Source organism: Streptomyces sp. NPDC088194, assembly GCF_040702025.1.
GTDB lineage: Bacteria > Actinomycetota > Actinomycetes > Streptomycetales > Streptomycetaceae > Actinacidiphila.
On the sequence record NZ_JBFBIV010000002.1, the window covers coordinates 1 to 12,537 of the forward strand.

Consider the following 12,537-nt stretch of genomic DNA (forward strand, 5'->3'; position numbering starts at 1 on the left):
GCCGCGCTTCGTCGGCCGGGCGAAGAAGTCGATCAGGAACACGTCGTCGACGATCTCCTCCAGGGCGCGCGTGCCCAACGGCTCGCGCGCGAAGACGAGTTCGTTGCGCAGCAGATCCACCGCGACCGTCGTGACGCGCGGCGGCAGGTCGGCGGTCGGGATCTCGCCCCGCCCGGCGGCCCGCCGCAGCACCGACGTCATGACGTCGTACATGATCGCGAACGCCTGGGTGTCGAGGTCGGCGGCTTCGGCCATCAGGCCGTGCAGGGTGTCGCTGCCGATCTCCCGCTGCCGCTCGACCATCGCCGCGAGCACGGCGAGCGCGTCGCCGCGCAGGCTCCCCGTCTCGGGGACGCGGTCGGCGATCGACCCGACGTGCTGCCGCATCGCGTCGGCGACCAGGGCCGCGCGGTTCGGCCACCGCCGGTACAGCACCTGCTTGCCCGTGCGCGCCCGGGCGGCCACGCCCTCCATGGTCAGCCGGGCGTAGCCGGCCTCGCCGAGTTCGGCCCACGCGGCGTCGAGCAGGTCCGCCTCCAGTTCGGCGCCGCGTCGCCGGGTGGGGGTGGCGGCGCGGGTACCGCCGTCCCGTCCGCGTCCACTTCCGTCCTGCACGGGCGGAGCCTCCCTCGGATCTTTGGAGACCTTGCGTCTCTTATCGGAGTCAGCCTATCGTGCTGATCCTGATTGGAGACGCAGCGTCTCTTGTCTGGGAGGCTGTGCGGTGACGTGCGGAAAAGGGGAGAAGGATGAGTGAGGCCAGCGGAACGGCGGGCCGGCCGGCCCGGGAAACCGGTGGTGCCGGGGAGGACGCGCCCGCGCAGGGGCTGGACCCGGCCCTGGTCGCACTCGCCCTCATCCTGGTGCTCGGCGCCCTCACGCCCCTGCTGGACAGCACCATCGTCAACGTCGCGCTGCACACCCTGGGACACGACCTCGGTGCCTCCGTCAGCACCGTCCAGTGGGTCAGCACCGGCTACCTGCTCGCCGTGGCCACCGCGATCCCCGCCGCCGGCTGGACCGCCGAGCGGTTCGGCGCCAAACGGATGTGGCTGGTCTCCCTGCTCGTCTTCCTCGGCGGCTCCGTGCTGAGCGGCGCCGCCTGGAACATCGGCTCCCTCGTCGCCTTCCGCGCGCTCCAGGGCATCGGCGGCGGACTGATGCTGCCCATCCTCCAGACGCTCCTGCTGCGGGCCGCCGCCGGGCGCCCGCTCGGCCGGCTGATGGCCGTCATCACGCTGCCCGCGCTGGTCGGCCCGATCCTCGGCCCGGTCGTCGGCGGCCTGCTCGTCGGCCATCTCGACTGGCGCTGGATCTTCTACGTCAACCCGCCGATCTGCCTCGGCGCCCTCTACCTCGCCTGGCGCCACCTGCCCGCCGACCAGCCCGTCCGCGGCCAACGGCTCGACATCACCGGCCTGTTGCTGCTCTCGCCGGGCCTGGCCGCCCTCGTCTACGCCCTCGCCTCCGCCGGCACCGGTGGTGCCACCCGCACCCGGGTGCTGCTGCCCCTGGTGCTGGGGGCCGCCCTGTCGGGTGCCTTCGCCCTGCGGGCGCTACGGGTCCGCCACCCCCTGCTCGACCTGCGCCTGTTCCGCTCGCGCGGCTTCGCGGCGTCCTCCGCGCTGCTCTTCTTCTCCGGGTTCGCGCTCTTCGGCTCCATGCTGCTGCTGCCGCTCTACTACCAGCAGGTGCGGGGCGCGTCCGTCGTCGCCGCCGGGCTCCTCCTCGTGCCCCAGGGCGTCGGAAGCCTGCTGGCGCGTCCCGCCGGCGGGCTCGCCGACCGGATCGGACCGCGGCCGGTCGTCCTGGGCGGGCTCGCGCTCACCGCACTCGGCACGCTGCCCTTCGCGTTCGCCGCCGAGCACCCGCCGGGGCCGCTGCTCGGCACGGCGCTCGTCGTCCGCGGGTTCGGGCTCAGCGCGGCCAACATCGCGATCATGCTGGGGGCTTACCGCGGGCTCGGCCGGGCGCAGATCCCGCATGCCGGCGTCATCACCCGCATCGCCCAGCAGGTCGGCGGGTCCTTCGGTGCGGCCCTGCTCGCCGTCGTCCTCCAGCACGCCCTGCTCACCCGGGCGCCCGCCTCGGCGTACGCCCTCACCTTCGCGGTGACGCTCGCGCTCACGGTGGCCGGGGGCGTGCCCGCGCTCCTGCTCCCGGGCGGCGCGGACTCCGGGCACGTGTCGTGACGCCTGGTCGGGTGGCGGGGTGGCGGGGGCCGGGGTACGGCCGTTGCTCCGCTCCGTCCCGCGGGCCGTTACCCGGTGATCGCGTGGAGTTGGTCGAGGAACCACTGGCTCGGGGGGAGCGCGGTGGCTGCCGCGGCGAGGCGCTTGGTGCGGTCGGCGCGGTCGGCCTCGGGGAGGGTGAGCGCGAGGTTGAGGGCGACGGCGGTCGCGCGGATGTCGTAGGGGTTGACGGTGAAGGCGTCGTCCCCCAACTCCTCGAAGGCGCCCGCCTCGCGGGACAGCACGAGCGCGACCCCCTGGTCGGAGACGACCGGGACCTCCTTGGCGACGAGGTTCATGCCGTCGCGGATCGGGTTGACGAGCGCCACGTCGGCGAGGCGGTAGGCCGCGAGCGAGCGGGCGAAGTCGTCGTCGACCTTGAGGATGACCGGCGTCCACCCGTCGGTGCCGAAGTCGTCGTTGATCGCGGTGGCCACCCGGGAGACCTCCGCGGTGTACTCCCGGTAGATCGCCAGGTCCTGCCGCGACGGGTAGGCGAAGGCGACGTGCACCACGCGCTCGCGCCAACCCGGGTGCTCGGTGAGGAGCTGCCGGTAGGCGTGCAGGCCGCGCACGATGTTCTTCGACAGCTCGGTGCGGTCCACCCGGACGATCAGCCGCCGCCCCGGCCCGGCCTCCGCGCGCAGCGCCGCCATCCGCTCGCCGACGTCGGGCCGCTGCGAGCGCTCGCGCAGGAACTCCCCGTCGGCGCCCAGTCCGTGCACGCCCAGCCGGGTGGTCCGGCCGCGGTACGTGACCGCGTCGCCGTCGGCGGACACCTCGGCGCCCAGCACGTCGGCGCAGCACGCGGCGAACGCGGCGGCCCAGCGGCGGGTGAGGAACGCGGCCCGGTCGGCGCCGAGGATGCCTTCGAGCAGGCGCGCGGCCACGTCGTCGGGCAGCAGGCGGAAGTAGTCCGGCGGGGCCCACGGCGTGTGCGAGAAGTGGCCGATCCGCAGGTCGGGGCGGCGCTCGCGGAGCAGCGCGGGCACCAGCGCGAGGTGGTAGTCCTGCACGAGGACGGCGGCGCCCTCGGCGGCCTCCTGGGCGAGCGTGTCGGCGAACGCCTCGTTGTACGCCTCGTAGGCGGCCCACTGGCCGCGGAACTCCTCGTCGAAGACCGGCTCGAACGGGGTCTGGTAGAGCAGGTGGTGCACGAACCACAGCACCGAGTTCGCGATGTCGTTGTACGCCGAGTGGAACACCTCCGGCGGCACCGCGATCATCCGCACCCCGGGCTCGGCGACGCCGCGCCGCACCGCCTCCCGGTCACCCTCCGAGAGCGCCGCGCACACCCACACGGCACCCGCGTCCGGGCCGATCGCGCTCAGCCCCGAGACGACGCCGCCACCACCGCGACGGCTCCCCAGGGTGCCGTCGGGTGCCACGGTGTACGACACCGGGCCGCGGTTCGACGCGACCAGAATCCGGGCACCCTGCGAAGATCCCTCCATGCCGCGAGCCTAGCCATTTACCGTGCAGCTCAAACGTGTATTCGGTGCCCTTCGCCCGTCGCGACGCCGCGCTACGCCGCCCGGCGGGCGAGGTATTCCGGCAGGACGCTCATGGGGGGCCGCTCCTCCGTGTCGACCGGGTGGGTGCTGGGGACGAAGGCGGCGCCGGAGCGGCCGAACTGCGTGAGCCGCGGCCGTACCAGCTGTCCCCGGGCGAGCCGGACCTGCGCGGTCCGGTAGATCGCCGCCGCCATCCGCCCGAGCGCCTGGCCGTCCTGGTGCCGGTGATGGCGCACCCCGACGTCGACCTGCCCGAGCGCGTCCAGCCCGACCAGGCCCAACGCATCGATGAGCATGCCGAGTTCGACGCCGTACCCGACCGGGAACGGGAGCCGTTCGAGCAGCGAGCGGCGGGCCGCGTACTCCCCGCCGAGCGGCTGGACGAAGCCGGCCAGCTGCGGCCAGTGCAGGTTGAGCAGGGGGCGGGCGACGAGTTCGGTGACGCGGCCGCCGCCCGCGGGCACCACGGTCCCGCCGGTCTCCAGCGGGCGGTCGTACATCGCCTTGACCAGCTGCACGGCGGGCTCGGTGAGCAGCGGCCCGACGATCCCGGAGACGAAGCGGGCGTCGAACCCGCGCAGGTCCGCGTCGACGAAGCAGACGATCTCGCCGCTGGTCACCAGCAGCGACCGCCACAGCACCTCGCCCTTGCCGGGCACGGCCGGCAGCCGCGGCAGGATCGCGTCCCGGTCGACCACGCGGGCGCCCGCCGCGGCGGCGACCTCGGCCGTACGGTCGGTCGAGCCGGAGTCGACGACGACCAGCTCGTCCACCAGCGGCACTTGCGCGGACATCAGGTCCCGGCGGATCGCGGCCACGATGGCACCGACGGTGGCCTCCTCGTCCAGCGCCGGCAGCACCACGCTGACCGTGCCCTGGCTGCCGGCCGCGCGTTTGGCGGCGAGCAGCAGGTCAAGCGGCCGGTCGGCGGCCGACCAGGACCTCCCGCGCAGCCAGTGCTCCACCTCGTCGAGCACGTGAGTCCTCTCCCTCGGACACGCCCTGATGCCGGGCGTGTGATCCATCTCGCGGTGCGGACGACTATCTCAACCGCCGCCCGTGTCGGTTACAGTCTTGAACAACGCGTGACGCCACCGCATGCCGGGGGCGTGGCGCGTGACAAACGCGACGGGTGCGGTCCGTACCGCCCGGTCGCCATACCGCTCATCCAGAGGGGCAGAGGGAACGGCCCGTAGAAGCCCCGGCAACCCTCCCGCCGACCGCGAGGTCAAGCACGGTGGGGAAGGTGCCAATTCCGTCTCGTGACGCGCCCGCGTGCGAGGAAGATGAGGAGAAAGGGCCTCGCCTGTCATGGCTGCGCAAACCGTCGCAAGTACCACCACCACCGACTCCGCCCTCGGCGCCCAGGGTGCCCAGGACGCCGGAGCACCCGCACCGTTCGGACCGGCCGCCGCGCTGTCCTGCCGGGAGTGCGGCACCCGCTACCCGCTGAGCCCGGTCTTCGCCTGCCTGGAGTGTTTCGGGCCGCTCGAAGTGGCCTACGACCTGCCGACCGGCGACCCCGAGGCGCTGCGCGCGCGGATCGAGGCCGGGCCGACCAACATCTGGCGGTACGCCCCGCTGCTGCCGGTGCCGGTCGACGTCGCCACCAAGCCGAACCTCAACCCCGGCTGGACCAAGCTCGTCAAGGCCGACAACCTCGCCCGCGAACTGGGCATCACCGGCGGCCTGCACGTCAAGGACGACTCCGGCAACCCCACCCACTCCTTCAAGGACCGGGTGGTCGCCATCGCGCTGGAGGCCGCCCGCACCTTCGGCCTCACCACGCTGTCCTGCTCCTCCACCGGCAACCTGGCCGGCGCGGTCGGCGCCGCGGCCGCCCGGGCGGGCTTCCGCTCCTGCGTGTTCATCCCGCACGACCTGGAGGCCGGCAAGGTCGTGATGGCCGCGGTCTACGGCGGCGAACTGGTCGGCATCGAGGGCTCCTACGACGACGTGAACCGCTTCTGCTCCGAGCTGATCGGCGACCCGATCGGCGAGGGCTGGGGCTTCGTCAACGTCAACCTGCGGCCGTACTACGGCGAGGGCTCCAAGACGCTCGCCTACGAGATCGCCGAGCAGCTCGGCTGGCGGCTGCCGGACAACCTGGTCATCCCGATCGCGTCCGGCTCGCAGCTCACCAAGATCGACAAGGGCCTCAAGGAGCTGATCGCGCTCGGCCTGGTCGAGGAGAAGCCCTACAAGATCTACGGTGCCCAGGCCGAGGGGTGCTCCCCGGTGTCGGCGGCCTTCAAGGCCGGGCACGACGTCGTGCGGCCGGTGAAGCCGGACACCATCGCCAAGTCGCTGGCGATCGGCAACCCGGCGGACGGCCCGTACGTCCTGGACATCGCCCGGCGCACCGGCGGGGCCGTGGAGGACGTGAACGACGAGCAGATCGTGGACGCGATCAAGCTGCTCGCGCGGACCGAGGGCATCTTCGCCGAGACCGCGGGCGGTGTGACCGTCGGCGTGCTGAAGAAGCTGATCGAGTCCGGGCAGCTCGACCCGGCCGCCGAGACCGTCGTGCTCAACACCGGCGACGGACTGAAGACCCTGGACGCGGTGGCGCCGACCACCGGACCGACCGCGACCATTCGCCCGACCCTTGCCGCATTCCGAGAGGCTGGCCTCGCATGAGTGCTTCCGTACGTATCCCCACCATTCTCCGCACCTACACCGGCGGCCAGGCCGAGGTGCCCGCCGAGGGTTCGACCCTCGCCGAGGTGATCGGCTCGCTCGAGCGCGATCACAAGGGCATTTCGGCGCGCGTGCTGGATGACGCAGGAAAGCTGCGGCGCTTTGTGAACGTGTATGTCAACGACGACGACGTGCGGTTTTCCCAAGGGCTGGAGACGGCCGTGCCGGATGGCGCGAGCGTCTCGATCATTCCCGCGGTAGCCGGCGGCTGAACCTCGCGGACGGACTTCGTCTCGGCGACCGAACCGGCCGTCGCCCAGCGGGAGTTGGTCCGCCAGTGCGGGTTCTGGCGGTTTGTGCCCCGTTCACCCCTTCGGGTGGACGGGGCATCCGCGTCACAGGGCGGTAGTTGAAAAGTTGTACAGTTGCCGGGGGCAATCTCGCAGCGCGGACACCCGGTCGAGCCGGCTGCGGCGATTTATCGCCAAATTCACGAACGAATTCTCCCTTTCGCCCTTTATGTCCGGCCCGGGTTGCCCTGGCTTATCGTTTTTTCTCGGGCTATTTCCGATGGGTCGCGCCCAGAATTCTCGTCCGATTGACCTGTTGCAGACGGCATCCGTGCAGATACATTCAGCCGCGGTCGACGCGTTCCGGCGCACGCCCCCCAGGACCCCCACCTGTCGACGGTAAGGGGCGAACGGGTGGGTGAGGTCTGACCCGGGCCCGTGAAGTGCGGGGCCGCGATAGGGCCAGCAATAGGGGAGTTAGGAATGGCTCAGGGCACCGTCAAGTGGTTCAACGCGGAGAAGGGCTACGGCTTCATCGCGGTCGACGGTGGTGCGGATGTCTTCGTCCACTACAGCGCGATTCAAATGGACGGGTACCGCACCCTCGAAGAAGGCCAGCGGGTCGAGTTCGAGATCTCGCAGGGTCAGAAGGGGCCGCAGGCGGACATGGTCCGTCTCGCCGGCTGACTTCACGGCGCGTTCGGCCATCGACGCGACCTTTCACACGGAGGAGCCGCACCCCACGGGGTGCGGCTCCCCCTTTTTTCCCGCCCGCGGGGCTCCTCGCGGAAGGCGTGCGCCTTCCAGGCGAAGCGCTGGGAGGGGTGCCTTCCGGCGAGGCCGGCGGGAGAACCGCGCGAGCGACCGCCCACGGGCAGATGGCCCGGCGACTCGCCGCGGGGGCCGGGCCGGCGGGCGCGGCGCGCCACGCAAGCGGCCGAACGCGCAGGTCCGCGTGGGTGCGGCCCACGCCGCAAGGACGCCCCTGCCCACGGGGAGTGGGCGCCGCCCGTCCGCCAGGACACCCCTCCCACGGGGGGTGGGCACCCAAGGACCGCTTGCACTCGCACAGGGAGAGTGCTAATCATTGGCGTTAGCACTCTCCCTGTGAGAGTGACAGCAGGGCCGGGTCGGTGAGGGTCGTACGGGTGCCGGGAAGGAACCGGTGGCCGACGGTCCGTCCGTCGCGGGCACCACACGGTCCCGAGCGCAAACAACCCAGTCCGCGGAGGACACTTCACCATGGCCAAGATCATCGCGTTCGACGAGGAGGCACGGCGCGGCCTTGAGCGCGGGATGAACCAGCTCGCCGACGCCGTCAAGGTCACCCTGGGCCCCAAGGGCCGGAACGTGGTCCTCGAAAAGAAGTGGGGCGCCCCCACGATCACCAACGATGGTGTCTCCATCGCCAAGGAGATCGAACTCGAGGACCCGTACGAGAAGATCGGCGCCGAGCTGGTCAAGGAAGTCGCGAAGAAGACCGACGACGTGGCCGGTGACGGCACGACGACCGCGACCGTCCTGGCCCAGGCCCTGGTCAAGGAGGGCCTGCGCAACGTCGCCGCGGGCGCCAACCCGATGGCCCTCAAGCGCGGGATCGAGAAGGCCGTCGAGGCCGTCTCCGCCGCGCTGCTGGAGCAGGCGAAGGATGTGGAGACCAAGGAGCAGATCGCCTCCACCGCCTCGATCTCCGCCGCCGACACCCAGATCGGCGAGCTGATCGCCGAGGCCATGGACAAGGTCGGCAAGGAAGGCGTCATCACCGTCGAGGAGTCGCAGACCTTCGGGCTCGAGCTCGAGCTCACCGAGGGCATGCGCTTCGACAAGGGCTTCATCTCCGCCTACTTCGCCACCGACCTGGAGCGGATGGAGGCGTCGCTCGACGACCCCTACATCCTGATCGTCAACTCCAAGATCTCCGCGGTGAAGGACCTGCTTCCGCTGCTGGAGAAGGTCATGCAGTCCGGCAAGCCGCTGCTGATCATCGCCGAGGACGTCGAGGGCGAGGCCCTCTCCACCCTGGTGGTCAACAAGATCCGCGGCACCTTCAAGTCCGTCGCCGTCAAGGCCCCGGGCTTCGGTGACCGCCGCAAGGCCATGCTCGGCGACATCGCCATCCTCACCGGTGGCACCGTCATCTCCGAGGAGGTCGGCCTCAAGCTGGAGAACGCGGGCCTCGACCTGCTCGGCCGCGCCCGCAAGGTCGTCATCACCAAGGACGAGACGACCATCGTCGACGGCGCCGGTGACACCGAGCAGGTGGCCGGCCGGGTCAACCAGATCCGCGCCGAGATCGAGAACAGCGACTCGGACTACGACCGCGAGAAGCTCCAGGAGCGCCTGGCGAAGCTGGCCGGCGGCGTGGCCGTCATCAAGGCCGGTGCCGCCACCGAGGTCGAGCTCAAGGAGCGCAAGCACCGCATCGAGGACGCGGTGCGCAACGCCAAGGCCGCCGTCGAGGAGGGCATCGTCGCCGGTGGTGGCGTGGCCCTGCTCCAGGCGTCCGCCGTCTTCGAGAAGCTGGAGCTGGAGGGTGACGAGGCGACCGGCGCTGCCGCCGTCAAGATCGCCCTCGAGGCCCCGCTGAAGCAGATCGCGGTCAACGCCGGCCTCGAAGGCGGCGTCGTGGTGGAGAAGGTGCGCAACCTCACCCCCGGCCACGGTCTGAACGCGGCCACCGGTGAGTACGTCGACCTCGTCGCCGAGGGCATCATCGACCCGGCGAAGGTGACGCGCTCCGCGCTGCAGAACGCGGCCTCCATCGCCGCGCTCTTCCTCACCACCGAGGCGGTCATCGCCGACAAGCCCGAGAAGGCGGCCCCCGCGGGCGCCCCGGGTGGCATGCCCGGCGGTGACATGGACTTCTGATCCCCCCGGATCGGCGTCCAGCACACGCGTGACGACGGCGCCCCCTCCCTTCGAAGGGAGGGGGCGCCGTCGCGCGTGCGGGAAGGCGTGCGCGGATCAGCCCTGGAGCACGGACTCGACCGCGGCGCGCAGGTCGGGGTCCTGCGGGGTGATGCCCGGACGGAAGCGGGCGACGACCTGGCCGGCCGGGTCGACCAGGAACTTCTCGAAGTTCCACTGCACGTCGCCGGCCTCGCCCTCGGCGTCCGCCTGGCCGGTCAGCGTCCGGTAGACGGGGTGCCGGTCGGGGCCGTTGACCTCGACCTTGTCCGTCATGGGGAAGGTCACACCGTAGGTCGTGGAGCAGAACTCCTGGATCTCCGTGTTCGTGCCCGGCTCCTGCCCGCCGAACTGGTTGCAGGGGAAGCCGACGACGGTGAAGCCCCGCCCCGACAGCTCCTTGTGCAGCTCTTCCAACGCCGTGTACTGCGGGGTCAACCCGCACTGGCTGGCGACGTTCACCACGAGTGCGGCTTTTCCGCCGGTCAGTCGGCCGAAGGTGGTCTCCTCGCCTGCCAGTGTGGTCAGGCCCAGCTCATTCAGATCGCTCATGCCCCCATCATGCTCCCTCCCTCCCGGGGGGAAGCGACCCACCGGGGTGCCTCGCGCTGCCGGCCGAGGGACCGCCTGCCGGTGGGGGCTGGGTACCTCCCGGGCGAGGCTCCGGGGGAGTGCCGTTCTCCGCGCCTCTGCGCAACTGCGGCTTCTTCCGCGAAAGGAGCCGCACAGAACCAGGCGCGTGCCACCACCCGCCGGCAGGTGGTCCCCGAACCGGCGGAACAAGGCACCCCGACGGGTCAGTTCACCGCGTCGAGCGCTTCGCGGAGGTGGCCGCCGGAGGCGGCGAGGAGGCGGAGGGCGGTCGGGGCGTCCACCTTCGCCAGGAGGGCCAGGATGGCCGGCTTGACCTCGCCGTCGGTCGCGCTGAGCGCCTCCTCGATGGCGGCGTCGGCCGCACCCGTGGCGAGGGCGACGATACGGCGCGAGCGCGCCCGGAGCTTCTCGTTGGACGCCCGCACGTCGACCATCAGGCTGCCGTAGGTCTTGCCGAGCCGGATCATCGTGATCGTCGAGAGCATGTTGAGCACGAGCTTCTGGGCGGTGCCGGCCTTCAACCGGGTGGAGCCGACCACGAGTTCGGGCCCGACCACCACCTCGATGCCGTGGTCGGCGGCCGCGGCCAGCGGCGACCCGGCGTTGCAGGACAGCCCGACGGTCAGCGCACCGGTCCGGCGGGCGGCCTCGACCGCGCCGAGGGCGTACGGCGTGCGCCCGGACGCGGAGATCCCCACCACGCTGTCGGCTTCGGTGAGGTCCAGCGCGGCCAGGTCCGCCGCCGCGAGTTCCTTGCTGTCCTCGGCGCCCTCGATCGAGGTGACCATGGCCGCTGGGCCGCCCGCGATCAGTCCGACCACCTCGCGTCCCGGCGTGGTGTTGAAGGTCGGCGGGCACTCGCTCGCGTCGAGTACGCCCAGCCGTCCGGCGGTGCCCGCGCCGGCGTAGACCAACCGGCCGCCGCGGCCCATGCGTTCGGCGATGCCGTCGATGGCGGTCGCGATCAGCGGCAGCTGCTGGGCGACGGCGGCCGGCACGGTGAGGTCCTCGCCGTTCATGATCCGCGCGATCTCCAGTGTGGACAGCCGGTCGATCTCGGCGAGTTCGGGTCGGAACGCCTCCGTGGTGAGCGTCTCCAACTCCCGGCGCAACTCGGTGTACTGGTCGGTCATGTGCGGCTCGTTCGTCCTTCTCGGGTGGCTGGCGCGATGCGGGGGGATGGGTGAAGCACGGTGGGTGCGGCGAGCACGGCGCCAAAGGGGTGAGGGTCGGGTCGATCGGGTCGGTCGGGTCGCCGGCGGCGGGTGGAGCGCGGGCCGGCGGCGGGAGGGGCGTCGCGGTCAGCTGGGGCGCGGCGCGCGGTGGGTGTGCCGGTGGGCCAGGGCCTCGTAGGAGGCGGACAGCGCGGGTGCGGCCTCGTCGTAGGTGCGCTGCGCCACGCCTATGAACAGGCAGTCCACCACCAGGAGTTGGCTGGTGCGGCTGGACATCGCGGCCGGTCTCAGCTCGCTCTCCCGCGAGCAGGAGGTGGTGAGCACCACGTCGGCGTACTGCGTGACCGGGCCGTCGGCACGGCCGCTGATCGCGATGGTGGTGGCGCCGCGGTCGAAGGCGACCCGCAGCGGTTCGATGACGTCCTGCGTGGTGCCGGAGTGCGTGATCGCCAACGCCACGTCGCCGGGCCGTAGTTGTACGGCGTTGGTGACCGCCAGGTGCGGGTCGATGTGGGCGTGCGCGATCAGCCCGATCCGCAGCAGCTTCTGCGCCAGGTCCTGGCCGACCAGTCCCGACGCGGCGATTCCGTACACGTCGATCCGCCGGGCGACCGCCAACGCGGCCACTGCGGCCTCCAGTTGGGCGGTGTCGAGCTGGGACGCGGTGTCGGCGAGGGTCTGCTGCTCCTCCAGCGCGAGCTTGGTGACCACGTCGCCGAGCGGATCGTCGACGGCGATGTCGGCGGTGACGGCGGGTGCGGCGCCGGTGGCCTGGTGGGCGGCGAGCGCGGCGAGCGCGAGCCGCAGGTCGCGGTAGCCGGGGTAGCCGAGCAGGCGAGCGGTGCGGACGACGGTCGCCTCGCTGGTCCCGGTGCGGACCGCCAGCGCGGTGACGGTGAGGTGCGAGCAGCCGGCCGGGTCGCTCGCGACGGCTTCGGCGACCCGCTGCATGGAGCGGGTCATCGAGGGCGCGAGAGTGCGGACCTTGGCGGCGAGGGCCCCGGGGTCGGGGGCCGTGACTGGTGCGGGCGCGCCGGGTACGCCCCGGAGGGCGCGGACGCTCGGGGAGAAAGTTTCCTTCACGCTATAGGTCACCCTCTGAAAGGTATTTTCACCTCCGCTGCCGCGTCAACCCCGCAGCGCCGGGTGGCGTCGAGGAGCCGTCCAGGAGCGTGGTAGACGGGCG

Annotated in this window: 11 protein-coding genes and 1 riboswitch; of the genes, 5 read left to right on the forward strand and 6 right to left on the reverse strand. The window is 71.9% G+C overall.

Annotated features, from left to right (window positions below; translation table 11 throughout):
* Nucleotides 1-615, reverse strand: a 615-nt coding sequence (locus AB0399_RS00940; protein ID WP_366409812.1) for a TetR/AcrR family transcriptional regulator, incomplete at its 3' end; no start/stop codon positions are given.
* A gap of 134 nt (nt 616-749) precedes the next feature.
* Between AB0399_RS00940 and AB0399_RS00945 the strand changes: the two genes are divergently transcribed.
* On the forward strand, nt 750-2,192 hold the full coding sequence (locus AB0399_RS00945) for an MDR family MFS transporter (protein ID WP_366409813.1): 1,443 nt from the start codon (nt 750-752) through the stop codon (nt 2,190-2,192).
* Between the two features lie 68 nt (nt 2,193-2,260).
* Here the strand turns inward: AB0399_RS00945 and AB0399_RS00950 are convergent, their stop codons facing one another.
* Both AB0399_RS00950 and AB0399_RS00955 read right to left on the reverse strand, forming a co-directional pair.
* Nucleotides 2,261-3,685, reverse strand: a complete 1,425-nt coding sequence (locus tag AB0399_RS00950) for a trehalose-6-phosphate synthase (RefSeq protein ID WP_366409815.1) — start codon at nt 3,683-3,685, stop codon at nt 2,261-2,263.
* Nucleotides 3,686-3,756: 71 nt separating this feature from the next.
* Nucleotides 3,757-4,722, reverse strand: coding sequence for a glucosyl-3-phosphoglycerate synthase (locus AB0399_RS00955; protein WP_329368182.1), 966 nt, complete (start codon nt 4,720-4,722; stop codon nt 3,757-3,759).
* Between the two features lie 184 nt (nt 4,723-4,906).
* A riboswitch (SAM riboswitch) is annotated at nt 4,907-5,038 on the forward strand.
* Between the two features lie 18 nt (nt 5,039-5,056).
* On the opposite strand from AB0399_RS00955, the gene thrC reads away from it, so the two are divergent.
* The 4 genes from thrC (at nt 5,057) to groL (ending at nt 9,543) form a co-directional block, all read left to right on the forward strand.
* Nucleotides 5,057-6,385, forward strand: a complete 1,329-nt coding sequence (gene thrC / locus AB0399_RS00960; RefSeq protein WP_328465218.1) for a threonine synthase — start codon at nt 5,057-5,059, stop codon at nt 6,383-6,385.
* A complete protein-coding gene (locus AB0399_RS00965) occupies nt 6,382-6,657 on the forward strand; it encodes a MoaD/ThiS family protein (RefSeq protein WP_329368185.1) in 276 nt (91 codons plus the stop codon). The genes thrC and AB0399_RS00965 overlap by 4 nt, the downstream gene beginning before the upstream one ends.
* Nucleotides 6,658-7,158: 501 nt before the next feature.
* Nucleotides 7,159-7,362: a cold-shock protein gene (locus AB0399_RS00970; RefSeq protein WP_009339379.1), complete on the forward strand. Its 204-nt coding sequence runs from the start codon at nt 7,159-7,161 to the stop codon at nt 7,360-7,362.
* A gap of 555 nt (nt 7,363-7,917) precedes the next feature.
* Nucleotides 7,918-9,543 carry a chaperonin GroEL gene (gene groL, locus AB0399_RS00975; protein ID WP_328465213.1) on the forward strand — a complete coding sequence of 542 codons (1,626 nt, stop codon included), beginning with the start codon at nt 7,918-7,920 and terminating at the stop codon, nt 9,541-9,543.
* A 96-nt stretch (nt 9,544-9,639) separates the two neighbouring features.
* Here groL and AB0399_RS00980 read toward each other — a convergent pair whose 3' ends face one another.
* From AB0399_RS00980 to AB0399_RS00990, 3 genes are all read right to left on the reverse strand, one after another.
* Nucleotides 9,640-10,134, reverse strand: a complete 495-nt coding sequence (locus tag AB0399_RS00980) for a glutathione peroxidase (protein ID WP_366409816.1) — start codon at nt 10,132-10,134, stop codon at nt 9,640-9,642.
* Nucleotides 10,135-10,379: 245 nt separating this feature from the next.
* Nucleotides 10,380-11,309, reverse strand: coding sequence for an N-acetylmuramic acid 6-phosphate etherase (gene murQ, locus AB0399_RS00985; protein ID WP_329368188.1), 930 nt, complete (start codon nt 11,307-11,309; stop codon nt 10,380-10,382).
* Nucleotides 11,310-11,477: 168 nt separating this feature from the next.
* Nucleotides 11,478-12,434 (reverse strand): MurR/RpiR family transcriptional regulator, encoded by a 957-nt coding sequence (locus AB0399_RS00990; RefSeq protein ID WP_328465207.1) that lies wholly within the window; start codon nt 12,432-12,434, stop codon nt 11,478-11,480.
* Nucleotides 12,435-12,537 lie beyond the last annotated feature (103 nt).

What these genes read in the sequence shown, in the direction of transcription:
- AB0399_RS00980 (WP_366409816.1), bottom strand. Translation starts at nt 10,134, where the DNA reads ATGAGCGATCTGAATGAGCTGGGCCTGACCACACTGGCAGGCGAGGAG.
- murQ (WP_329368188.1), bottom strand. Translation starts at nt 11,309, where the DNA reads ATGACCGACCAGTACACCGAGTTGCGCCGGGAGTTGGAGACGCTCACC.
- AB0399_RS00945 (WP_366409813.1), top strand. Translation starts at nt 750, where the DNA reads ATGAGTGAGGCCAGCGGAACGGCGGGCCGGCCGGCCCGGGAAACCGGT.
- AB0399_RS00970 (WP_009339379.1), top strand. Translation starts at nt 7,159, where the DNA reads ATGGCTCAGGGCACCGTCAAGTGGTTCAACGCGGAGAAGGGCTACGGC.
- AB0399_RS00965 (WP_329368185.1), top strand. Translation starts at nt 6,382, where the DNA reads ATGAGTGCTTCCGTACGTATCCCCACCATTCTCCGCACCTACACCGGC.
- groL (WP_328465213.1), top strand. Translation starts at nt 7,918, where the DNA reads ATGGCCAAGATCATCGCGTTCGACGAGGAGGCACGGCGCGGCCTTGAG.
- AB0399_RS00950 (WP_366409815.1), bottom strand. Translation starts at nt 3,685, where the DNA reads ATGGAGGGATCTTCGCAGGGTGCCCGGATTCTGGTCGCGTCGAACCGC.
- thrC (WP_328465218.1), top strand. Translation starts at nt 5,057, where the DNA reads ATGGCTGCGCAAACCGTCGCAAGTACCACCACCACCGACTCCGCCCTC.